The organism is Lentzea jiangxiensis (assembly GCF_900104175.1).
Lineage (GTDB): Bacteria > Actinomycetota > Actinomycetes > Mycobacteriales > Pseudonocardiaceae > Lentzea > Lentzea jiangxiensis.
In genome coordinates this window covers 1-22068 of record NZ_FNIX01000038.1, presented here as the reverse complement: position 1 = coordinate 22068, position 22068 = coordinate 1, and the positions used below count along the sequence as shown (strand labels likewise).

20 protein-coding genes, 1 rRNA gene and 1 pseudogene are annotated in these 22068 nt (G+C 71.1%); 8 read left to right on the top strand and 14 right to left on the bottom strand.

Features of this window, described 5'->3' with window-relative positions; translation table 11 throughout:
- Positions 1–171: 171 nt before the first annotated feature.
- Positions 172–300: pseudogene (locus BLQ91_RS43955) on the bottom strand (SAM-dependent methyltransferase); the annotation flags it as partial.
- Between the two features lie 129 nt (positions 301–429).
- Between BLQ91_RS43955 and BLQ91_RS38920 the strand changes: the two are divergent.
- The 4 genes from BLQ91_RS38920 (at position 430) to BLQ91_RS38905 (ending at position 4504) form a co-directional block, all read left to right on the top strand.
- Positions 430–1254 (top strand): alpha/beta fold hydrolase, encoded by an 825-nt coding sequence (locus tag BLQ91_RS38920; protein WP_090105510.1) that lies wholly within the window; start codon positions 430–432, stop codon positions 1252–1254.
- 10 nt (positions 1255–1264) lie between these two features.
- Positions 1265–1984 carry a nucleotidyltransferase family protein gene (locus BLQ91_RS38915; RefSeq protein ID WP_090105508.1) on the top strand — a complete coding sequence of 240 codons (720 nt, stop codon included), beginning with the start codon at positions 1265–1267 and terminating at the stop codon, positions 1982–1984.
- A gap of 116 nt (positions 1985–2100) precedes the next feature.
- Positions 2101–2841, top strand: coding sequence for an SIS domain-containing protein (locus BLQ91_RS38910; RefSeq protein ID WP_090105506.1), 741 nt, complete (start codon positions 2101–2103; stop codon positions 2839–2841).
- Between the two features lie 79 nt (positions 2842–2920).
- Complete coding sequence (locus BLQ91_RS38905; protein WP_143023083.1) at positions 2921–4504, top strand: penicillin-binding transpeptidase domain-containing protein; 1584 nt, start codon at positions 2921–2923, stop codon at positions 4502–4504.
- A 352-nt stretch (positions 4505–4856) separates the two neighbouring features.
- On the opposite strand, the gene BLQ91_RS38900 is transcribed toward BLQ91_RS38905, so the two are convergent.
- From BLQ91_RS38900 to BLQ91_RS38885, 4 genes are all read right to left on the bottom strand, one after another.
- Positions 4857–6755: an ABC transporter ATP-binding protein gene (locus BLQ91_RS38900; RefSeq protein ID WP_090105525.1), complete on the bottom strand. Its 1899-nt coding sequence runs from the start codon at positions 6753–6755 to the stop codon at positions 4857–4859.
- 90 nt (positions 6756–6845) lie between these two features.
- On the bottom strand, positions 6846–7658 hold the full coding sequence (locus BLQ91_RS38895; RefSeq protein WP_090105502.1) for an enoyl-CoA hydratase/isomerase family protein: 813 nt from the start codon (positions 7656–7658) through the stop codon (positions 6846–6848).
- Positions 7659–7717: 59 nt separating this feature from the next.
- On the bottom strand, positions 7718–7927 hold the full coding sequence (locus BLQ91_RS38890) for a helix-turn-helix domain-containing protein (protein WP_030473247.1): 210 nt from the start codon (positions 7925–7927) through the stop codon (positions 7718–7720).
- 174 nt (positions 7928–8101) lie between these two features.
- Positions 8102–9730: an ABC-F family ATP-binding cassette domain-containing protein gene (locus tag BLQ91_RS38885; protein WP_090105500.1), complete on the bottom strand. Its 1629-nt coding sequence runs from the start codon at positions 9728–9730 to the stop codon at positions 8102–8104.
- A 172-nt stretch (positions 9731–9902) separates the two neighbouring features.
- Here BLQ91_RS38885 and BLQ91_RS38880 point away from each other — a divergent pair, with 172 nt between their 5' ends.
- On the top strand, positions 9903–10667 hold the full coding sequence (locus BLQ91_RS38880) for an SDR family oxidoreductase (RefSeq protein WP_090105523.1): 765 nt from the start codon (positions 9903–9905) through the stop codon (positions 10665–10667).
- On the opposite strand, the gene BLQ91_RS38875 is transcribed toward BLQ91_RS38880, so the two are convergent.
- On the bottom strand, positions 10664–11539 hold the full coding sequence (locus BLQ91_RS38875) for a LysR family transcriptional regulator (protein WP_090105499.1): 876 nt from the start codon (positions 11537–11539) through the stop codon (positions 10664–10666). The two genes, BLQ91_RS38880 and BLQ91_RS38875, sit on opposite strands and share 4 nt — an antisense overlap.
- A gap of 80 nt (positions 11540–11619) precedes the next feature.
- On the opposite strand from BLQ91_RS38875, the gene BLQ91_RS38870 reads away from it, so the two are divergent.
- Together BLQ91_RS38870 and BLQ91_RS38865 are read left to right on the top strand one after the other, a co-directional pair.
- Positions 11620–12501, top strand: coding sequence for an EamA family transporter (locus BLQ91_RS38870; protein WP_245734300.1), 882 nt, complete (start codon positions 11620–11622; stop codon positions 12499–12501).
- Entirely contained in the window at positions 12498–13115 is a 618-nt protein-coding gene (locus tag BLQ91_RS38865; RefSeq protein ID WP_090105495.1) for an NAD(P)-dependent oxidoreductase, read from the top strand. The genes BLQ91_RS38870 and BLQ91_RS38865 overlap by 4 nt, the downstream gene beginning before the upstream one ends.
- On the opposite strand, the gene BLQ91_RS38860 is transcribed toward BLQ91_RS38865, so the two are convergent.
- Genes BLQ91_RS38860 through BLQ91_RS38845 form a run of 5 tightly spaced genes read right to left on the bottom strand, consistent with a single transcriptional unit; the run spans position 13087 to position 15671 of the window.
- Positions 13087–13557 carry a GNAT family N-acetyltransferase gene (locus BLQ91_RS38860; RefSeq protein WP_176960201.1) on the bottom strand — a complete coding sequence of 157 codons (471 nt, stop codon included), beginning with the start codon at positions 13555–13557 and terminating at the stop codon, positions 13087–13089. The two genes, BLQ91_RS38865 and BLQ91_RS38860, sit on opposite strands and share 29 nt — an antisense overlap.
- Before the next feature lie 34 nt (positions 13558–13591).
- The gene (locus BLQ91_RS38855) at positions 13592–14056 is read right to left on the bottom strand and encodes a hypothetical protein (RefSeq protein WP_090105493.1); all 465 of its coding nucleotides are present in this window, start codon (positions 14054–14056) and stop codon (positions 13592–13594) included.
- A complete protein-coding gene (locus BLQ91_RS38850) occupies positions 14056–14559 on the bottom strand; it encodes a SigE family RNA polymerase sigma factor (RefSeq protein ID WP_090105519.1) in 504 nt (167 codons plus the stop codon). Before BLQ91_RS38850 ends, BLQ91_RS38855 begins: the two co-directional genes overlap by 1 nt.
- Before the next feature lie 10 nt (positions 14560–14569).
- Entirely contained in the window at positions 14570–15004 is a 435-nt protein-coding gene (locus tag BLQ91_RS41940; RefSeq protein WP_176960200.1) for a hypothetical protein, read from the bottom strand.
- Positions 14991–15671, bottom strand: coding sequence for an acVLRF1 family peptidyl-tRNA hydrolase (locus tag BLQ91_RS38845; RefSeq protein ID WP_090105491.1), 681 nt, complete (start codon positions 15669–15671; stop codon positions 14991–14993). The genes BLQ91_RS41940 and BLQ91_RS38845 overlap by 14 nt, the downstream gene beginning before the upstream one ends.
- Positions 15672–16005: 334 nt before the next feature.
- Between BLQ91_RS38845 and BLQ91_RS38840 the strand changes: the two genes are divergently transcribed.
- Positions 16006–16908, top strand: coding sequence for a hypothetical protein (locus BLQ91_RS38840; RefSeq protein ID WP_236220139.1), 903 nt, complete (start codon positions 16006–16008; stop codon positions 16906–16908).
- Between the two features lie 124 nt (positions 16909–17032).
- Here the strand turns inward: BLQ91_RS38840 and BLQ91_RS38835 are convergent, their stop codons facing one another.
- The 3 genes from BLQ91_RS38835 to rrf all read right to left on the bottom strand — a co-directional run.
- On the bottom strand, positions 17033–19825 hold the full coding sequence (locus BLQ91_RS38835; protein ID WP_245734298.1) for a S8 family serine peptidase: 2793 nt from the start codon (positions 19823–19825) through the stop codon (positions 17033–17035).
- Between the two features lie 147 nt (positions 19826–19972).
- Positions 19973–21514 carry a deoxyguanosinetriphosphate triphosphohydrolase family protein gene (locus BLQ91_RS38830; RefSeq protein ID WP_090105484.1) on the bottom strand — a complete coding sequence of 514 codons (1542 nt, stop codon included), beginning with the start codon at positions 21512–21514 and terminating at the stop codon, positions 19973–19975.
- 464 nt (positions 21515–21978) lie between these two features.
- Positions 21979–22068 (bottom strand): 5S ribosomal RNA (gene rrf, locus BLQ91_RS38825); the annotation flags it as partial.

Sequence of the window (22068 nt, the reverse complement as noted above, 5' to 3'; positions counted from 1 at the left end):
CGGACGACCGCGTCTCGACGATCCGCAGCCGGTGTGGTCGCGCACCGACTTCTCGGTCGAGCGGGCCGACGGGGGAGATGTGCTTGTGGATCCAGGTGAAGCCGGCCTTCCGGCGATCATGCGGTCGTGCGGCGTGGTGATCGCCCGCAGCTCCACGCGGCCGCCCGGCGCGAGCACGCGGTCGAGCATCGAGAAGCAGTCCGGCCAGTGCCCGGCACCGACCGCCTCGATCATCTCGACGCTGACGACGGCGTCGTACCGGCCGTGCTCCTCACAGTAGTCGCGCAGCTCGACCGTCACCCGATCGTGGAGGCCTCGGCGCCTTTCGGCTCGCACGGCGAGAGCAGGTCACACCTGTCCACGACCGGCGACGCCGGGGCACCGCCTGCGGAACGTCTCCGCCGAACTCACGCAGTAGGGTTCCCAGCCGTGATCGACCACCTCAGCATCCCCACCGACGCAGGCACCTTCGACGCCATCGCGTCCGGCCCCGAGGACGGCCGACCGGTGCTGCTCCTGCACGGGTTCCCCGAGGCCGCCATCGAGTGGGAGCACCAGGTAGCGGTGCTCGGCGTGAACGGCTTCCGCGCCGTCGCGCCCGACCAGCGCGGCTACTCCCCCGGCGTGCGCCCGGAGCAGGCCTCCGAGTACACCGTCACGCACCTCGTCGGTGACGTGATCGCGATGGCCGACGCGCTGGGCTGGGACACGTTCGACCTGGTCGGCCACGACTGGGGCGGCGCCGTCGCCTGGTGGACCGCGATCGAGCACCCCGGACGCGTCCGCACGCTCAGCGTCTTCTCCACCCCGCACCCCGGTGCGTTGAAGACCGCCCTGCAGACCGACGAGGAGCAGGCGATGCGGTCGCAGTACATGCTCGACTGGCGCGAACGCAGCACCGAGAAGCGCATGCTCGACAACAACGCCCACGCGCTGCGCTCGATGTTCGAGTGGCGGGTGCGCCCCTCGCACGTCGACGAGTACGTCCAGCGGCTGTCGGAGCCGGGCGCGCTGACAGCGGCGTTGAACTGGTACCGCGCCGGCAAGCCGCACGGCGCTGCGGACAAGGTCAGCGTCAAGACCATGTACGTGTGGAGCACCGAGGACGTCGCCTTCGGGTCGGTGGCGGCGTTCGAGACCGAGAAGTGGTGCACCGGGCCGTACCGGTTCGAGATGGTCGAGGACGTCAGCCACTGGATCCCCGAGGAGATCCCCGAGGCCGTTTCCTCGCTGATCCTGGAGCACCTGAACTAGATTCGACGTCATGCGCGTGGCCGGTCTCCTGCTCGCCGCGGGGGCCGGCCGCCGGTTCGGCTCCCCCAAGGCCCTCGTCCCGCTGGACGGCAAGCTCTTCGTCGAGTCGGCGGCGGAGCTGCTGCTGTCCGCCGGCTGCGACCCGGTCGTCGTCGTGCTCGGCGCACAGGCCGCAGAAGTGCGCCGGCGTGCCGTGCTGGACGGCGTGACCGTCGTCGACAACCCCCACTGGGACACCGGCATGGGTTCGTCGTTGCGCACCGGCCTGCGCGCCGTCGGTGTCGCGGACGCCGTCGTCGTCCTCCCCGTGGACACTCCCGGAGTCACGGTGGACGCCCTGCACCGCCTGATCGGCCTGGCCGGACCGGGAGTTCTGGCCCGCGCCACCTACGACGGCGAGATCGGGCACCCGGTGCTGATCGGCTCGGACCACTTCACGGGCGTCGTGGCCTCCGCGGCGGGCGACCAGGGTGCGCGGGACTACCTCAGGGCGAACACCGTGCGTCTCGTCGAGTGCGCCGACATCGCGGACGGCGCGGACGTCGACCGGCCGGAGGACCTGCGGGGTCAGGGGCGGGCGTGCACCGCCGCCCGCGCGCACCCTCCGGCGACGACGAGCAACACCAGCGCCGCCCACACCGGCCAGAGCTCGGAGCAGGTGACCGCCAGCGCGATGTGCGCGGCCCCGGCGGCCGTGGAGACCGCCGCGAGCACCACCCAGAAGCAGTAGTGCCGCCTGATCCACCCCACCCCCTTGCCCGCAACGGTCCCGTTGTCGCGCGTATCGAGGTTCGTGGTGCCCGGGTTACTGGTGGGGTCTTCGGCGATCGGGTACTACTGGGCCGCATGACGACCGACACCGTGACCGGCTCCGACTACGGCAACCTCGTGCGCACGCACCTGACGCGCGTGGAACAGCACAACGCGACCGCACTGGACGACGTGGCCGAGCTCGTGCTCGCCGCAGTGCAGGCTGACGGACTCCTCCTCACCGCGGGCGCGGGGCACTCGCTGGCGGCGGTCGCCGAGACCTTCTACCGCGCGGGTGGCCTGGCCTGCGTCCGCCCGGTCTACCACCCCGAGCTGCTCCCGATGCACGGCGCGATCAGCAGCACGTCCGCCGAACGCCGTTCCGGACTCGCGGGCGAGGTCCTGCGCGAGTCGGGTTTCGCGCCGCACGACGTCCTGTTCGTCTTCTCGACCTCGGGCGTCAATCCCTACCCGGTCGAGCTGGCCCAGGAGGCCGCCGGCAAGGGCTGCCCGGTCGTCGCCGTCACGTCCGTGGCGTCGAGCGCCAAGGCCCCGCGCCGCGCGGGCGTGACGCTGGCCGAGGTCGCGACCGTGGTGCTGGACAACCTGGTCCCGCCCGGTGACTCGACCTACCCGGAGCAGGCGCCGGTCACCGCCGCCATCTCGACCCTCGCCACCACGTTCCTGTGGAACCTGCTGATGGTGCGCCTCGTCGACAAGGCCGCCGCGAGCGGTGTGCAACTGCCGCTGTGGCGCAGCGCGAACGTGGAGGGCGGCGACGCGGCCAACGCCGACCTGCTCAGGCACTACCAGACCCGCGTCCCGCAGCTCGGATGAGTGGAAATGCGCAGTTCTCCCGAGCGGTCCGCCGTTAGTCTCCCACCGGGGAAAGCACTGACGTGGGGGGACTTCACCGGTGGAGCAGAGAACTCGTAGATGGATCCTGATCGGCGGCGCGCTCGCCACGGCGACCCTTGTCGGCGTGGGGGGCGCGCTGCTGTGGTCCGGCGACCCGACGGCCGCGGACGCACCGGGCGGGAGGCCGCAGACCACGACCTCGCAGACCACGACCCCGCAGACGCCGTCGCAGGTGGCCCAGTCGTTCCTGACCAGGGCGTTCTCCGGTCCGGCCAGCGCCGCGCCGTTCACCGACGCGCCGGACGCGGCGGTACCGGCCCTGGAGGCCACGAAGGCCGGCATGAGCACCTCCGTCCACCAGGCCCGGCTGGCCGCGGCCGAACCACCGGCGGCGGACGCCACCACCACCGAGCTCACCGCGGCCGTCACGTGGACGATGCCGAACTCCAGCCGGCTCGAGTACGACGTCAAGGTCCCGATGACGCGTGCGGGCGGCACCTGGAAGGTCCACTGGAGCCCGGCGCTGATCCACCCGCAGCTGACCGAGGGCGCCTCGCTCGTCTTCCGCAAGGCGCTGGCCGACGGCGCCCTGCTGGGCCGTGACGGCAAGCCGCTCGTCCAGAGCGCGATCCCGGACGGCCTCTACAGGTCGATCACCGGCTCGGCCGGCGACGTGCAGGGCACCGACGGCTGGGAGGTCGGCATCAGCTCCGGCGCGACCTTCACCGCACTGGACGGCAAGAAGCCCGAGGGCGGCCAGAAGATCACCGTCACCATCGACCCGGCCCGCCAGGCAGCCGCCCAGGCCGCCGTCGACGCCCTGCCGAAGGGCGCGGCGATCGTGGCGATCGAGGCCTCGACGAGCGAGATCCTCGCCGTGGCCCAGAACAAGGCCCTGAGCGGCACCAACCCGTTCGTCGGCCGCTACGCCCCCGGATCGACGTTGAAGATCGTCACCGCGGCGGCGGCCCTGAACGCGGGCCTGGTCGGGGCGAACACCGCACTCCCCTGCCCCGCCACCGACACCGTCGGCACGCGCACGATCAGCAACGCGGGCTTCGGCCACGACAGCCTGCCGTTCCACACGGCGTTCGCGCTGTCCTGCAACACGACCTTCGGCGAGCTGGGCCTGAAGCTGGGGCCGAACGCGTTGCCGGACATGGCGAAGCGCTTCGGGCTGGGAGCCGACTGGACCATCTCCGGCGCCGACACGAACACCGGCAAGGTGCCGCCCGCGACCGGCGACCAGCAGGTGGAGAACAGCTTCGGCCAGGGCAACGTGGTCGCGAGCCCGTTCGGCATGGCGCTCGTCGCCGCGACCGTCGTCTCCGGCAAGCAGCCCACGCCGACGCTGATGCGCGGCAAGCCCTCGACGCCGAACGACGTGGCGGCCGCTCCTCCCGCGGCGGTGCTGCAGCCGTTGCGCGCGATGATGCGCGAGGTCGTCACCGGCGGCACGGCGAAGCAGCTGGCCGCGATCCCCGGCTTGGCGGGGAAGACGGGCACCGCGGAGGCGGGCGGCGGCACCGAGCACGGCTGGTTCGTGGGCTACCAGGGCACCGTGGCGTTCGCGGTCTTCGTCGAGAACGCCGGTTCGTCGCAGAGCGCACTGACCGCGACGGCGGCGTTTCTGAAGGGCTGACCGTCAGCGGCGGAGAGGGTCGGGGCAAAGGCCGGGCCGGGCACAGGTCGGCGGTGCGGAGGCAGCGGGGTGAGCTGCGGCTGGCAGACGGGGCTGCAGGGCGGCGGGGCGGCGCACTTGGACACGCCGACAACCAGGCCTGACGCGCGCGGACCCTGCCAGCCCTCATGGCCGTGCCCGCCGGGCTTCAGCACGGCCGGCGCCAGCCAGCCTCACAGCCCGCCCAGCCCACAGCCCTGCTCGCGTCGCGGGTCGTGCCCGCCGGGCCTCAGCCTCGGCCGGGCACCAGCCAGCCCAGCTCCGCAGCCCGGCCCGCGATGCGAGCCGGGCACCCGTCAGGGCGTTCGCTCCGTCAGGACGTCTGCGCCGCCTCCGCCACCCCGGCGCGCTCGCTGAACTTCGGCGTCGGGAACACCCCGACCACCGGCGGCTGCGCGAACTGCGTGTTGTAGAGGTCCGCGTAGCGGCCCTCGGCCGCCATCAGCTCGGTGTGCGTGCCGCGTTCGACGATCTCGCCGTGCTCGAGCACTAGGATCTGGTCGGCGTTGCGGATGGTCGACAGCCGGTGCGCGATGACCAGGGCGGTGCGGCCGTTCAGCGCCTCGGTCAGCGCTTCCTGCACCGCGGCTTCCGACTCCGAGTCGAGGTGGGCGGTGGCCTCGTCGAGGATCACGACGCGCGGCTTGGCGAGGAGCAGGCGGGCGATGGTCAGGCGTTGGCGTTCGCCACCGGAGAGGCGGTAGCCGCGTTCGCCGACGACGGTGTCCAGCTGGTCGGGCAGCGAGGCGACCAGGTCGAGCAGGCGGGCGCGGCGCAGCGAGTCCCACAGCTCCTCGTCGGACGCGCCGGGTGAGGCGTACTCGAGGTTCGCGCGGATGGTGTCGTGGAACAGGTGGCCGTCCTGCGTCACCACGCCGACGGTGGCGCGCAGCGAGTCGAACGACAGGTCGCGGACGTCCACTCCGGACAGCCGCACGGCACCGGAGTCGACGTCGTACAGGCGTGGCACGAGGGACGCCAGCGTCGACTTGCCGGCGCCGGACGAGCCGACCACGGCGACGAGCTGGCCCCCCAGGGCCTCGAAGCTGATGCCGTGCAGCACTTCCTCGCCGCCGCGGGTGTCCAGGGTGGCCACCGACTCCAGCGAGGCGAGCGACACCTTGTCCGCGGACGGGTAGGCGAAGCGGACATCGGAGAACTCGACCGACACCGGGCCGTCGGGCACCGTGCGCGGGTTCTCGCTTTCCTTGATCATCGGGTCGAGGTCGAGCACCTCGAAGACGCGTTCGAACGACACCAACGCCGTCATCAGGTCGACGCGGGCGTTCGCGAGCGCGGTCAGGGGCGCGTACAGGCGCGTGAGCAGCAGGGCAAGCGACACCACGGCGCCGGCGGCGAGGTGCCCGGTCAGCGCCAGGTACCCGCCCAGGCCGTAGACGAGGGCCTGGGCCAGCGACGACACCAGCGTCAAACCGGTCATGAACCAGCGGGTGGCCATCGCGGTCCGGATGCCGATGTCGCGGACCTGCGCGGCCTTCTCGCCGAACTCCCGCTCCTCGCGGTCGGGGCGGCCGAACAGCTTCACCAGGGTCGCGCCGGGGGCGGAGAAGCGCTCCGTCGACTGCGTGACCATCTCGGCGTTCAGGCTCGACGCCTCGCGCTGCATCTCCGCCATCCGCTTGCCCATGCGCTTGGCGGGCAGCACGAACACCGGCAGCAGCACCAGCGCCAGGGCGGTGACCTGCCACGACAGCGCGAACATGACGCCCAGCGCCAGCACCAGCTGGATGATGTTCGTGACGAAACCGGACAGCGTGGACGTGAACGCGCGCTGGGCGCCGATCACGTCGTTGTTCAGGCGCGACACGAGCGCACCGGTGCGCGTGCGGGTGAAGAACGCGACCGGCATCTTCTGCACGTGACCGAACACGGCACGGCGAAGGTCGTAGATCAGGCCTTCACCGATGCGGGTCGACTGCCAGCGCTCGACGACGCCCAGACCGGCGTCGGTCAGGGCGATCACCGCGATCACCACGGCGAGCCACACCACGACGGAGGGGTTCGCCCCTTTCACGATCGCGTCGACCACGCGGCCCGCCAGCAGCGGCGTCGTCACCGCGAGGGCCGCCGACACCACCGTCAGCAGGAGGAACACCAGCAGCTTCGCCCGGTGGGGCCGGGCGAAGGCCAGCACGCGCCGGAGGGTTCCCCGGCGCACCTTCGCGGGCGCGTCGGAGGTGACCCCCATCATGAATCGCCAGGAGCTGTAGCCGTCCACGCTCACTAGAACAGCACAGCGGTCCGACAATTCCGTCGAGCGCTGCTAGGACGGCGGAAAGTTTCAGCTTTGAGCGGACAGGGCCGCGAAAGACCGCAACCGGCGCAGCTGAGCGGCGCGTTCCAGCGCGAGCTGCGCCTCGGCGTCGACACCGGACGCCGCGGCCGCGATCAGCCCGAGCGTCTCCGCGACGGCACCCGCGGGCGACTTCAGCACGGCGGCCACGAGCGCGTCGACGGCGCCGTCGAGCTCGCCGGCGGGCACGACGGAGTTCGCGAGGCCGATCCGCAGCGACTCCTCCGCCGGCACCCGGCGGGACGTCACGCACATCTCGGCCGCGCGCGAGTACCCCACGAGTCGCACCAACGGCAGCGTGCCGCCGAGGTCGGGCACCAGACCCAGCCCGGTCTCGGCCATGCAGAACTGCGCGTCCTCGGCGAGCACGCGGAAGTCGCACGCCAGCGCCAGCTGGAAACCCGCGCCGATGGCGTGCCCGTGCACCGCGGCGATCGTCACGCGTGCCGGGTCGCGCAGCCAGCTGAACCCGGCCTGGTACGACGCGATGCGGGCGTCCGCCTCCCCGGGAGACAGCGCCAGGATCGCTCCGAGACCACCGGGTTCGCCGTCGACGGGCTCACCGGTGAACATGCGCCGGTCCAGCCCCGCCGAGAAGGCGCGGCCGGAGCCCCGGACGACCACGACGCGGACGTCCGGGTCCAGCTGTTCGCCGATGTGCCGCAACGCCTGCCACGTGGCGGGCGTCTGCGCGTTGAGCACGTCGGGACGATCGAGCGTGATGGTCGCGCGCGGCCCTGAGATCGCGAGCCGAACGCCACCGCGCTCGAGCACGCCAGCGTCGATGGAAGGCACTGGCATGGTGGTTACCTCCGGCGGACTAGAAGCTAGTTACCGGAGAGTAGCAGTCTGGGTCGGGGCTACTTCTTCTTCGTCCGGGTGGCGCCACCGCGACCGCGCAGCGTGACCCCGGATTCCGACAGAACCCGGTGCACGAAGCCGTAGGAACGCCCGGTGCTCTCCGCCAAAGCCCGGATGCTCGCGCCCTTTTCGTACTTCTTCTTCAGGTCAGCGGCCAGCTTGTCCCGCGTGGCGCCGGTGATCCGGGCACCCTTCTTCAGGTCAGCCACCTTGTCCCGCCTTCCGTACGAGCAGGTGGGCCGTTCTACGGCCCCTGTCGTCGCAATGATCGAACAGGAACCGGCAGAACGCCAGGTGATCAAGCAAAGAGATCGCCGAACGGTCGAATCGATCACACTCAGTTGATCACGAAACGCGCTCGGTAGTCCTTTGGCGGGTGGAGATCACGCGAGCTGGACGAGGTCGAGGTAGTCCTCGGACCAGTGGTCCTCGGTGCCGTCGGGCAGCAGGATCACCCGCTCGGGTTCCAGCGCCTCGACCGCTCCGGGGTCGTGCGTCACGAGGACGACCGCGCCCTCGTAGCGCCGCAACGCGTCGAGCACCTGCTCGCGCGAAGCAGGGTCGAGGTTGTTCGTGGGCTCGTCGAGCAGCAGCACGTTCGCGGCCGACGACACCAGGCCGGCGAGCGCCAGTCGCGTCTTCTCGCCACCGGACAGCGTGCCTGCGGGCTGGTCGAGCTGCTCGCCGCTGAACAGGAACGTGCCGAGCAGCGACCGCAGCCGCTGCTCCTGCTCGTCCGGCGCCATGTGGCGGATGTTCTCCCACACCGACGCGTTGTGGTCGAGCGTCTCGTGCTCCTGGGCGAAGTAGCCGATCTTCAGGCCGTGGCCGGGGACGACCTTGCCCGCGTCCATCTTCTCGCTGCCGCCGAGCAACCGCAGCAGCGTCGTCTTGCCGGCGCCGTTGAAGCCGAGCACGACGACGCGGGAGCCCTTGTCGATCGCGAGGTCGACGCCGGTGAAGATCTCCAGTGACCCGTAGGACTTGCTCAGACCCTCTGCCGTCAAAGGGGTCTTGCCGCACGGCGCGGGCGCCGGGAAGGTGATCTTCGCGACCTTGTCGCTCTGGCGCACGTCGTCGAGACCGTCGAGCAGCTTCTGCGCGCGCTTCGCCATGTTCTGCGCCGCGACGGCCTTCGTGGCCTTCGCGCCCATCTTGGCGGCCTGCGTCATCAGCGCGCCGGCCTTCTTCTCGGCGTTGGCGCGCTCACGGCGACGGCGCTTCTCGTCCGTCGCACGGGCTTCGAGGTACTTCTTCCAGCCGAGGTTGTAGATGTCGACCTCGCCGCGGATCGCGTCGAGGAACCACACCTTGTTCACGACGTCGTCGAGCAGCTCGACGTCGTGCGAGATCACGACGAGACCGCCGTCGTGGGACTTCAGGAAGCCGCGCAGCCACGTGATCGAGTCGGCGTCAAGGTGGTTGGTCGGCTCGTCGATCAGCAGGATCGTGCTCGACTTCGCGCCGACACCGGCCTCGGAGGCGGCGAACAGGATGCGCGCCAGCTCGACGCGGCGGCGCTGACCACCCGAGAGAGTGCTCAGCGGCTGCGCGAGCACGCGGTCCGGCAGGCCGAGGTTGGAGCAGATGCGGGCGGCCTCGGACTCGGCGGCGTACCCGCCGAGCGCGGCGAAGCGCTCCTCGAGCCTGCCGTACTTGGTGACGGCCTTGTCGAGCTCGTCGGGGTCGACCAGCTCGGACATCTTCGACTGCGCCTTCTCCATGTCGCGGAGCAGCTGGTCGAGGCCTCGAGCGGACAGCACGCGGTCCTTGGCGATGACGGACAGGTCGCCCTCGCGCGGGTCCTGCGGCAGGTAGCCGAGCGCGCCCTTGCGCATGATGGCGCCGGCGTACGGCTCGCCCTCACCGGCGAGAACGCGCAGCGAGGTGGTCTTGCCGGCGCCGTTGCGGCCCACGAGGCCGATGCGGTCGCCGGGCTGGACGCGCAGGTTGGCGCCGCTCACGAGAATGCGTGAGCCCGCGCGCAACTCCATGTCGGTTGCGGTGATCAAGAGGAACTCCGGGAGGCATACGTTTCTGTGCGTCTGGGAAATCGGCACAGCCGGGCATGGCAAAGGGATGGCACGTCCGGTTCGGCCTACTCCAGGAGGATCACGCGAACCAGTCTACGGGATCGCGACCATCGAATTTCCCGCCTGTGGCCGGACGCATAGATTGCCGCGCATGAGCGAAGACTTCTCGGGCAAGGCGGCGCTGGTCACCGGAGCGTCCCGCGGCATCGGCTACGGCATCGCACGCGAGTTCCTCTCCCGCGGTGCCTCCGTCACCATCACCGGCCGCAAGGCCGACCAGCTCGCCGAGGCGGCCGGGCAGCTCGAGGCCGACACCGGTGGCCGCGTCCTCACGGTCCAGGGCAACGCCGGTGACGACGCGTCCCGCGAAGAGGCCGTCACACGCACCGTCGAGGAGTTCGGCCGCCTCGACGTGCTCGTGAACAACACGGGCATCAACCCGCAGTTCGGCTTCTTGGTGGAGGCCGACCTCAACGCCGTCCGGAAGATCTTCGACGTCAACGTCGTGGCCGCGCTCGGCTTCGTCCAGCTGGCGTGGAAGGCGTGGATGGGCGAGCACGGCGGCGCGGTCGTGAACGTCGCCTCGATCGGCGGCATCCGCTCCACGGGTGTCATCGGCGCGTACGGCGCCTCGAAGGCGGCCCTGATCCGCCTCACCGAGGAGCTGGCGTGGCAGCTCGGGCCGAAGGTGCGCGTGAACGCCGTCGCGCCGGCGGTCGTGAAGACGAAGTTCGCCGAGGCGCTGTACGTGGGCCGTGAGGAGGAAGCGGCGCAGCAGTACCCGATGAAGCGTCTCGGAACGCCGGAGGACGTCGCCTCTCTCGTGGCCTTCCTTTGCTCCGACGGGGCTTCTTGGATCACCGGGGAGACCGTGCGGGTCGACGGCGGCCTGCTGTCGACGGGTACCGCGGGCTAGCCCGGCTCCACTCCCAACACCTCGAGGAACGCGGCCGCGGCCGGGGTCGGTCCGGCCGCGCTCCACACCAGGTGCTCCACCCGGGACGGCCCGTCCACCACCGGCAAGGTCGCCACCCCGCTCAACCGCGGCGCGTACTTCGACGGCAGCACCGCCACCGCCAGCCCCTCCCGGATCAGCCCGGCCATCAGCTCCGCGGTCGTCACCTCGAACGCCACCTCGCGGTCCACCCCGGCGGAGGCGAAGGCCTGGTCCGACTGCAACCGCCCGGGAGACGCCACCGGGAAGTCCGCGAACAGCTCGGACGCCATCACCTCCAGCGTCACCGACTCCCGGGACGCGAACGGGTGACCGGGCGCCACCACGGCCACGTGCTCGTCGCGCGCCAGCTCCCGCCCCCGCACCCCCTCCGGCCGCACGCCGGGCGGCAGCCCGAGGAACGCGAGGTCCAGCGCCCCCTGCCGCACCTGCTCGACGAGCTCGTGGCTGGGCAGCATCCGCAACGCCACCCGCACCTGCGGATAGCGCTCGCGGAACACCTTCAGCGCGGCGGGCAGGTCCACCGCGGCGACCGTGGGGATCACCCCCACCACCACCCGGCCGCGCACCTCCCCCACCGCCGCGGCGACCTCGGCGACGGCCCGCTCGGCGAAGTCGAGGCACTGCCGCGCGGCCGGCAGGAACGCCGCTCCGGCCGGAGTCAGCCGGACGCTGCGGCTGGTGCGCTCGAACAGCCGCGCGCCCAGAGAGCGTTCGAGGCGCGCGATCTGGTGGCTCAGCGCCGATTGGACGACGAGGCACCGCCGGGCCGCCTTCGTGAAGCTGCCCGTCTCGGCCACCGCCACCACGTACCGCATCTGCTGGAGCTCCACAGCATCCATCGTGAACCACGATTGATCGGATGAAAAGCATGTGTTGGACTCATCGACGCAGGAAACCAACACTGGGAAGCGTGAGAAACACCGACCTCCCCCGGATCGCGGCGGCGGCGTTCGCGCCGGTGGTCTGGGGTTCGACCTACGTGGTCACGACCGAGCTGCTGCCGGTGGGACACCCGTTGTTCGCGGGCCTGCTCCGCGCGCTCCCGGCGGGGCTGATCGCCGTGGCGCTGACCCGGACGCTGCCGCGCGGCGCGTGGTGGGCGCGGGCGGCGGCGCTGGGCGTGCTCAACATCGGGATGTTCTTCCCGTTCCTGTTCGTCGCGGCCGAACGCCTGCCCGGTGGCGTCGCGGCCACCCTGGCGGCCGCTCAGCCGCTCGTGGTGGCGTCGCTGGCGGTCGGGGTGCTCAAGGAGAGCCCGTCGGCCTGGCGGTTCGCCTGGGGCGTCGTGGGGCTGGTCGGCGTCGGGCTCGTGGTGCTCGGGCCGGCGGCCGGGTTCGACCTCGTCGGCGTGCTGGCCGGGCTGGCCGGCGCCGCGACGATGGCGCTCGGCGTGACGCTGACGAAGAAGTGGGGCAGACCCGCCGGCGTGGGACCGACGGCGTTCGCGGGCTGGCAGCTCACCGCGGGCGGCGTGTTCCTGCTGCCGGTGACGTTCCTCTTCGAAGGCCCGCCGCCCGCGATCGGCCCGCAAGCGCTGATCGGCTACCTGTGGCTCGGCGGCGTCGGCGGGCTGCTCGCCTACGTGCTGTGGTTCCGCGCCGTCACCACGCTGCCGGTCACGTCCGTCTCGATGCTCGGCCTGCTCTCCCCGATGTCCGCCGCGCTGCTCGGCGTCGTCGTCCTCGGCCAGACCCTGGACCCGGTGCAGCTCACCGGTTTCGCCCTCGCCCTCGCGGCGATCGTCGCCGGTCAGCGACCGGCACCCGTTCTCGTCGAAGGAGCTCTCCGGTGAAGATCGCAGTAGTCGGCGCGTCCGGCATGGTCGGATCGCGCGTCGTCGCGGAAGCGCTCAGGCGCGGGCACGACGTGACAGCGGTGCACCGCACCGCGGCTCCCGGCGCGCACGTCGTCCGCGGCGACGCCGCCGACCGCGAGCTGATGGCCACCGTTCTGTCCGGAGTGGACGGTGTGGTCCTGGCGACCAGGCCGCGGCCGGGACAGGAGGCCACGACCGGGTCCACCACGACGGCGCTCCTCGACGCGGCACGCACGACCGGAACACGGGTGCTGGTCGTCGGTGGCGCCGCTCCGCTGCGCACACCCGGCGGAACGGGTCTCGTGCTCGACGACGACCGTTACGTGCCGCCGCACATCCGCCCGATCGCGGAGGCGAGCCTGCACCAGCTCGAAGCGTGCCGGGCGCACGAGGCCGACTGGGTCTACCTGAGCCCGCCCGCGCTCCTGGAACCCGGCGAGCGCACCGGTACCTACCGCCGCGGCACGACCGAGATGCTCACCGGTCCGTCGTCGATCTCGGCGGAGGACTTGGCGGTGGCGGTCGTCGACGAACTGGAGGTCCCCGGCACCGACCGGCACTTCACCGTCGCAGGTCCAGCCGCAGGATGACCTCGCCGTCCTCGTCGGTCTCCCCGGTCGGCACGAAACCGAAGCCGCGGTAGAACGGCTCGGGCGACCCCTCCCCCGGCACGCAACTGGTCAGCAGTTCGGGAACACCCTCTGCCCGTAGCAGCGCCACGACCTCGCGCAGGATCGCGGTGCCGTAGCCGCGGCCCTGGTGCCCGGCGCCCACGAGCAGGCGCCACAGGAAGTACGGCCCGACCAGCCCCGGCCCCGGCGTCACGTCCCAGCTGAGCATGACGAACCCGACGGGCTCCTCGCCGTCGTAGACGGCGCGGAACCACGGGTTGGCGTCGGGGTTGTCCTCGGCGTCCCGGAACGACTTCTCGACGGACGCGACGAAGCGTTCCTGCGCCGGATGCACGCGCACGGCGACCACGGCGTCGCGGTTGGCGTCGGTGATCTCGACCAGGCGGATCTGAGCGCTCATGGCGTCGGATTGTGCCGCCCCGCCGGCCGGTCCCTCAGCCGGTCGGCGAAGGCCGCGTGGGGAGCAGGCTCGACGAGGTGGCCGGCGGGACGGACGTCTGCGGTTCGCTCACGGGCGGCGTCCGCGGGCTGGAGGGCGGGTCCGGCACCCTCGTCGACCGCGGTGCGCCGGTCAGGTCAGGGGGCCGGACCGTCGTCGGCGTCGCCCCGACCGAGCCCGGCGTCGGCGACACCGGGGAGGGTGTCGGCGGCGCGGACGTCGTGGACGGCAGCGGCGGCGTCGCGGGGTCGGAGGGCTTCACGGCCGGCAGCACGGCCAGTGCCACTGCCACGACGCCCGCGGTGGCGAGCCCGGTGCCGACGACGGCGACGGTGCGGCGGCGCGAGCGCACGGCCCGGCCGCGCCGGATGAGATCGGCGGCCGTGACGGCACGCGGCGGCGCCTCCGCGTCCTGGTGCAGAGCGGAGAAAGTCGCCCTCAGGTCGTCTTCGCGAACCATCACACCTCCAGCCTCAGGTGGTCGAACTCCGGCCCGAGCTTGCGCCGCAACGTCTCCAGGCCCTTGCTGGTCTGCGACTTCACCGTGCCCGTGGAGCAGTTCAGCGCGGCGGCGGTGTCCTCGACGCCGAGATCGTGCCAAAAGCGCAGCACGAGGACAGCGCGCTGCCGTGCGGGCACGGCGGTGAGCGCCTGCCACACCACGAGCCTGTCCTCCGCCCCTGCGACGGAGGACAGGCCCTCGGGAGGTGTGTCGGTCAGCTTCTCCCTGCGCCACCGCACTTTGCGGCGTTCGGCGAGGAACGTCCGCACGACGATCTGGCGCAGGTACGGTTCGAGCCCCGACCGGTCGCTCATCTTCGGACCGGCCAGGTACAGCTTCAAGAACGCCGACTGCATGACGTCCTCCGCCTCGTGCCAGTTGCCGCACAGCAGGTACGCCGTGAAGCGCATCGAGTCGGCGCACCGGTCGAAGCAGTCGGTGAACTCGGTCTCCCAGTTCAGCGGGTGCTCCTCACCCGGCCGGGGTCGACGACACCGGAGGCGTCGTCGCGGGAGGGGTCCAGGTGGTCGGGCCGGGCCGGGTCGCGGGCGGCGTGGTGGGCAGCGGCGTCGGCAGGATCGAGGAGGTCGGCGACGGGGGCCGGGACGTCGGCGGGTGCTGCGGGGTGGTCGGCAGCGGCGTCGGCGGGACGGAGGAGGTCGGTGGCAGCGCGTCCGGCGAGGTCGACGGCAGCGCGTCCGGCGAGGTCGACGGCACGGCGGGCGTGGTCGACGGTGCCGGCGGGGCCGAGGTCGTGGGCTGGGGCGCGCCGTCGCCACCGCTCAACGCCAGCGCGGGCACCGCGATGCCGACGGCACCCAGCGCGACCGCTCCGGCCACGATCACCATTCGTTTGCGCACTTGCAGCTCCAGCAGGTCGGTGGCGCCCGGTTCAGGCACCCTCACCCGTATCCATGCGGCCGGCCACCGGTCCGGTTGCCCCTGTGTCCTGGATCACGATCTCGACGCACCGAGCGCGTTCGGCGGCCTCGTCCAGCACCGAGCGCCGGGGTTCCGGGACGTCGAGGACGCGGTCCTCGGCCTTGGCGAAGACGCCCGAGAGCCTGCGGTCGTCGCGCAGGACGTCCAGCGCCTGCCGGTCACCGCCGAGCACGACCGAGTCGAGTTCGGCGAGCCGCGGCACGAGGACGCGCGCCACGTCGTCCGCGGCCGCCTGCAGCGCGACGCGGGCCTGGCCCTCCCGGCGCCGGGCGAACCGCTGCTGCGACCACCCGCCGGCCCTGATGCGCCCGTGGACCTGCTTGCGGTCCGTGGCGGAGACCTCGACCCTCGCACCGAACGCCACACCGACGCTGTGACCACCGAGCCGGACGAGCACGAGCCCGATCCGGCGGGGTTCCGCCAACCTTTCAACCACCTCTTCCACAGAGGTTCCACCGCGAGTGGTGAAGGTGGCTTTCGCGCCGTCTCCGGCGACGATCTCCACCTCGGTCTCGCGCACGTGGACGTCGATCTCACCGTGCCGGTCCGCGAACCGCCGGATCCACCCCGCCACCCGCTCGGGCTCGACTTCGACCGCCCGCCCACCGGGAACTTGCCGGACGCGGCTCACCGGGGAACCGGGAGGTGCGACGGGTCGTCGAAGGCCGTGAGGTCGGTCACCGCACACACAGTAGAACCACCTCGACACAGGGCGTGAACAGCACTCGGATGTTACCGATGGGTTCGTAATGCTTGACAGATGAGACGCGAAAGCGTGAACTCATGAACCGTATGGATTAACCATTGACTCCATCCGGCTCCGACCAGCGATGTTCACGGGCGGGTAGGGTCACTGGGGCGTGATCTTATGACAGCGGGGAGTCACCATGACGACTGCTGCCGGTCGACCAACACTGGCCGTTGATGACACGGACTCAACGGGCCACGGCAGCCTTGCGCAGCTCTTGACGACGGGACCGTTCCCGGAGGCGTTGAGGGCGGCGATCAAGGCGAGCCGGCTCAGCCTCGACCGCATCCAGCACCGGTTGGCACTGCGCGGCGTCACCATCAGCGTCGCGACGCTCAGCTACTGGCAGTCAGGACGCCGAAGGCCTGAACGCCCCGAATCACTGGAGGCGCTGCGGCACCTCGAGTCGGTCCTGGGCGTGCCCCAGTCGGGTCTGTCGGCGCTGCTCGGCCCACCTCGTCCGCGAGGCCGCCGCTGCCGCCCGACGACGATGATGCCGATCGACGCCCTCTGGGCGCGTCGTGAGCGGGTCGCGAACCTTCTCTCGAAGGTCGACACGTCCTCCGACCTGAAGCTCGGCAGGATCAGCCAGCACGACCGCATCGAGATCTCTGCCGACGGCGGGCAGAAGTCCGTGTGGGTGCGGCAGATCCTGCGCGCCGAGCAGGACGGCCCGGACCGCTGGGCGCTCGTGTTCGAGACCGAGGAGTCCGACGTGCTCCCCGAGATCGTGAACGTGCGCAACTGCCACCTGGGCCGCATCGCCCGCGACCACGAGGCCAACATCATGGTCGCGGAGATGATGTTCGAACGTCCCCTGGCCAGGGGCGAGACCCTCATCATGGAATACCAGCTGGTGTTCCCCGAGGGCCACGCCCCCAAGGGCAACAACACGTTCGCGCGCAAGTTCCGCCTGCCGGTGCGGGAGTACGTGATCGAGGTCCGCTTCGACGAGGCGAACCTGCCCTCGCGCGTGCAGCAGTACAGCGTGCCCGCGGGCGACGAGACGCCCTCGCGGCGCCGCAACCTCACCCTGGACTCGGGCGGCGGCGTGCACGCCGTGGCGCTCGGGTTCGGACCGGGCGTGTTCGGCATCCGCTGGGAGTGGCCGAACCGCTAGCCCAGCTCGACAGGGGCGCTTCCCGTTCGCGGGAGGCGCCCTTTTCGCTTTCCCGGCCTGGGTGGCGCGACAGGAAGGCCCCCGGCTCGCGAGCCGGGGGCCTTCCCACTCGTCAGCTGGCTCGTCAGACCCAGCCGGCCACGTGCAGCGTCACGGACCGGACGGAACCGCGGTCCGAGCCCACCACGTCGGCGACCTTGAACGTCCAGTTGCCGTCGGCGGAGTCCGCCAGCAGCGAGGACAGCTGGCCACCGGCCTGCCACGACCCGGTGAACGGCGCCTCGCCGCTCAGGGCCGAGGAGAACGGGCGCGCGGCCGAGTCGTCGAACACGGCCTGGCAGATGTTGTTGCCGGTGCCGCCGGAGCGCGAGAACAGCGTCACGGACTTGCCCGCCGGCGAGGTCAGCGTGCCCACCAGGTCACCCACGAAGGTGTGGTCGATGCCCACCGTCGTGGAGCCCTCGGTGGACGAGCACGTCGCGCCGTCCACGGAGAACCTCAGGTTCGACGCCCCACCGACACCCGTGACGGGCACCGAGATCGAGACACCGGTCTGGTCGTTGTCCGGGATGGCCACCGGCGCACCGCTGTAGGCGAACGTCTTGAACTCCCGCGACGGCTCACCGATGCGGAACGTGAACGAGGCCGCCGTCGGTGACGTCGTACCCGCGTAGGTCACGCGTGCGTCGAGCTTGACCGCCGAGCCGAGCGTGGCCGAGGCCGGCACGGACACCTTGTAGGTGTTGCTGACGGTCTGGCCCGGGTCGATGTTGCCGTAGTACTTGGAGCGCGGCGCGATGGTGATGCCCGGCGTCGTCGTCGACAGCACGACCGAGGTCGAGGCGGCCGAGCCGTCACCGCCGTTGGCGACCGGGACCGTGACCGTGGCGGTGGTGCCCGGCTTCAGGTACTGGCTGCCGTCGGCGTCGTTGACGACCGTCGGCTTTTGCGCACGGGCCAGGGCCTGCGGCGAGGCGCCCGTGTACTCCAGTGCCCTGTCGGCCATCACGATGCCGGCGCCGGTGCGGTTGTCCACACCGGACTCGACGATGTCGATCGCCGTGGTGACGAGGGCTTGCTTGACCTCGGCGGGCGTCAGGGTCGGGTTGCCGGACAGGATCAGGCCGGCGATCGCGGCGGCGTTCGGCGCGGAGGCGGACGTGCCGTAGAACGTCGTGAAGCCCGGCACGGACGTCGTCACGCCGTCGGCCGCGGTGATGTCCGGCTTCTGGCGGGTCTCGGCGAGCGGCGTGCCGTCGGGCGCGAAGAAGGTCTTGCGCGGGCCGTCGGAGGTGAAGCGCTCAGGCTTCTGCGTGCCGTCGAAGGCGTTGGGGTACGGGCCCTTCGGGTTGGCGGGGTCGCCGGGCTCCAGGTCGAACGGCAGTGCCGCGGCGGCGGGAGCGGCCGCGACGGAGATCGCGCCCTTGGCCGCCGAGTGGCCGCGGGTCATGCCGGGCGTGACGAACTTCTGCAGCCCGTCGTTGGAGTTGGCGAAGCGGCCGCCGAACAGCGACAGAGCGAAGTACTTGTCCTCACCGCGGTACTTCACGACCGCGAGGCGCGTGCCCGTCGAGCTGCTCGGGGTGTTGATGCGCTCGAACGGGTCCTGGGCGCCGTCCTGGTTGTTCTGCGAGAAGGTGACAACGTTGCCCTGCGAGTTGACCAGGTACAGGTCGTAGTCGTTGAACGACTGGCCGAGCGGGTCGGCCCAGTGCAGCGTCACGGGGCTGTCGCCGGAGTAGTTCGACAGCGGGTTGAACAGCTGCTTCGCGTTGGGGTCCGGGTTGAAGTCGTGCGCGGAGCCGGCGAACTTGCCCACGCCCACACCGGAGTCGACGAACTGGCCCTCGTAGTGGCCGGCGGTGCCGTCCGCGACGTTGCCCTGGTTGCCGGCGCTGGAGAAGAACACCGCGCCGTCCGCGGCGACCGCGTCGACGGCACGCGCGATGATGCCGTCCTGGAACGGCGACTCGTTGAAGTAGATGACGTCGTCAACGATGACATCGCAGCCGAGGTCGAAGCGCAGCTTCTTGATGTTGTCCGCGAAGCTCGCGTCACCGTTGAACGCCGTGGCGAAGCCGAGCTCGGCGTTGGGCGCGAGGTCGTGCAGGATCTCGAGCATCGCGGTGCCCTCGTCACCGGAACCCGCCTGACCCGGCACGATGTCGACGGCCGGCAGCTCGCCCGCGGCCTGCGACACGGCCAGCGAGCTCACGCCGTCGGACAGGGCGCAGAGCTTCACGCCGACACCGGTGACGCGGTACGTCCCGCGCGCGGCCTCGGCGGCGTGCGCCTTGTCGCTCTCGGCGACCTTGGCCGCCTGCACCGACAGCTGCTTCTCCGACAACCGGCGCTCGATCTCGCGAGCTTTGTCCTCTTTGGACGGGGCCTGCTTGCGCGCCTTGGTGTCCCGCTTGTTCTTCAGGTCCTGCGTCATCGCGTCACTGCCGGGCTCGACGCGGGCGACGTCGGAACGCCCGGCGATCTCGGCGATCTTCGCGACCGGGACCTCGGCGCGCACGGTGCGGTGCTCGGGGGACACGGCACGGATCTGTCCACCCACCGCGCGGACAGCGCCGACCAGGTCCTCGGAGTAGTGCTTGGCGCGGATGTCGACCAGCGTCGTGGACTGCGGCGTCACGGCGACGCCGGTCTGCACCTGCGGAAGGCCGCTCGTCGTCGCCGTCGACGCGCGCTTGCGGGCCTCCACCACCAGCGTGCTGTCCACTTTGGACTCGGCCGGGGTGAGCGACTTCTTGATGCTCTGCAGCGCCGCGATCTGCGCGGAGGTGCGGTCGGTGATGGACTTGGACGCCTTGACCGGGTCAGCGGACGCGGGCGCGACGGACGTGAGTGCGGCCAGAAGAACTGCTGTACCTGCGGTGACTAACGAAGTGCCTCTTCGCGATCGGCGCACAGGGCTTCTCCCCCGGAACGTTGGCGTGCCCCCGAGCACGCAGCCTGCGACCGGCGATTCCCGGTCGAGGCGCCAACGTATGGTGCCCAGCTGATCACAGTCAGCATCCGATTGGGCTACTTCCCACTGAGCAGACGCAATCACACTTCACAGAACAAACGCGTCAGTCCACAACTGACCGGTTCGCCCGGAAAGGGCTTCCAGCAGAGCGGCGGCCTGGTTGTCCGTGAGCGACGCGATGAAGTCCACGACAGCACGCCCACGTGCCAATCCCCTGACCGCGTCAGGGCCGGCGGGCACCTCGCCGGTCGCGCCGACCAATGTGGACGGCTCCGTCCGGGCCAGCGTCGCGTACTCCGTTTCGGCCAGCTCCACGAGGTCGTGCAGCCTGCGCGGCAACCGGTCCGCCTCCGCCCGATCGGTCACCCACTGCTCCAAAGCGTCCACCAGGGATGAGAGCAAACGCGCCTGTCCACGTTGGTGCAAAGCGAGATCGGGCCGCAACAACACGAACCGCCGGTGGACGAACTTCAACACCTGCACCTCGTGCCACTGCTGCACCGCGAGCACAACATGTCCAGACCGCGGCGTCGGCTCCTCGATCACCCCGACCGCGTCCACGAGCCGGCGCGTCCACCGCGCACTGAACCCGGCAACCGCCTGCTCGGCCTCGACCGACCCGTCGAACGGCACCGCCAGCAACCCGTCGACGAGCTCCTTGCCGACCTTGCGCACCGCCAACGCGAACGCCTCGTCGCTCATCACCCAGGAGTCCTTGAAGTGCAGGCGCCGCCGCAACGTCTCCAACGACCGCCCCGGCATCCGGATCTCCGCACTCAGGTCCGCGTCGCTCAACCCGGCGAGGTCGAGCGCCTGCGCCTGCCACGTCCCGAGCTCCGCGGCGACCGTCGCGTGCTGCAACACCCCGACCCGATGGAAGTCCTCGAGGTCGTGGATCGCGTAGGCGATGTCGTCCGCGGTGTCCATGATGCTCGCCTCGACGGTCTGCTGCCACGACTCGATCCGCCCCTCGAAGGGCTCGCGCGCCTGCCGCAGGTCGTTGATCTCCGTGACGTACGCGGAGAACTTGGAACTGCCGGTGCCCGGCATGTCCTCCGGCTCCGAAGCACCACGCGGCGCCACCGCGAGCCCGAGCGACTGGCGGCGCGTCCACGGGTACTTCAACATCGCCGCCCGCACCGCGACCGTCAGGTCGAGCCCGAGCGCCTTGGGCCCCCGCACGTCGGTGGTCGTGATGATGCGGAACGACTGCGCGTTGCCCTCGAACCCGTCCGGCAACCCGAACCGGTGCCGCGCCAGCCGGTCCAGCACCTGCTCGCCGAGGTGCCCGAACGGCGGGTGGCCGAGGTCGTGCGCCAGCGCCGCCGCCTCCACCACGTCCGGGTCGCAGCCGCCGAGCTTCTCCAGGACCGCAGTCAGCTCGGGGCGGGCGGTGAGGCGTTCGGCGATGGCGCGCGCTGCCTGCGCCACCTTGAGGCTGTGGGTGAGGCGGTTGTGCACGAGCAGGCCGGAGCCGGTGGAGCTGACGACCTGCGTGACCCCGCCGAGCCGCGCGAAGAACGGGGAGCTCGCGACCCTGTCCCGGTCGACCCGGAACGGGTTCGTGGCGAGGTCTGCCGTCCTGCCCACTTCGGCCGAACGGCGGGCGGCACGTTGCTCGTTGTGCATGGGAGAGAAGGTACCCGGCGGCCACGAGCCGCTGGCGCCCCACGCGTCTTCCTCATTGCGCGACGAAGATGACCATGGTTTTGGGACACCTCTCCGGCCGACGGAAATGACTACTGGACGGGGCAGGACGCGAATCCGGCCAGTGTTCACCCGGTTGAGGGAAGGGCAGTCCGGCGGAGAGCGGGCGTCAGTCCTGTGAGCCGGCGTTGCTGCGGAGGGCTGATCGGACTCCGGAAAGCTGGCCGGCCGCAGGTGACTTGGCTGGCACGGCGCGGTCGGCAAGGTGAGGGGTGGTAGCGACCCCGCCAGGTTGTTGGCTGCGCGAGTTGCGTGCGTTGGAGGACGGACGACCGCGGTGTGGCAGCACGGTCCGGTCGACTGGTTCTGAGCCTGGTTGGGAATACGACAAAGCCCCTGCGGGGAGCGCTTGTGGCGCTCAACCCGCAGGGGCTTTGTCGAAAGAAGTTCGGCGGCGACCTACTCTCCCACACCGTAACCAGTGCAGTACCATCGGCGCAGAAGGGCTTAACTACCGGGTTCGGAATGGGACCGGG

Bases quoted from the DNA above. Each gene is read 5' to 3' on its own strand.
- BLQ91_RS38900 (WP_090105525.1), bottom strand. From the start codon at position 6,755: ATGATGGGGGTCACCTCCGACGCGCCCGCGAAGGTGCGCCGGGGAACC.
- BLQ91_RS38880 (WP_090105523.1), top strand. From the start codon at position 9,903: ATGAGCGAAGACTTCTCGGGCAAGGCGGCGCTGGTCACCGGAGCGTCC.
- BLQ91_RS38915 (WP_090105508.1), top strand. From the start codon at position 1,265: ATGCGCGTGGCCGGTCTCCTGCTCGCCGCGGGGGCCGGCCGCCGGTTC.
- BLQ91_RS38910 (WP_090105506.1), top strand. From the start codon at position 2,101: ATGACGACCGACACCGTGACCGGCTCCGACTACGGCAACCTCGTGCGC.
- BLQ91_RS38830 (WP_090105484.1), bottom strand. From the start codon at position 21,514: ATGCACAACGAGCAACGTGCCGCCCGCCGTTCGGCCGAAGTGGGCAGG.
- BLQ91_RS38860 (WP_176960201.1), bottom strand. From the start codon at position 13,557: ATGAGCGCTCAGATCCGCCTGGTCGAGATCACCGACGCCAACCGCGAC.
- BLQ91_RS38895 (WP_090105502.1), bottom strand. From the start codon at position 7,658: ATGCCAGTGCCTTCCATCGACGCTGGCGTGCTCGAGCGCGGTGGCGTT.
- BLQ91_RS38855 (WP_090105493.1), bottom strand. From the start codon at position 14,056: ATGGTTCGCGAAGACGACCTGAGGGCGACTTTCTCCGCTCTGCACCAG.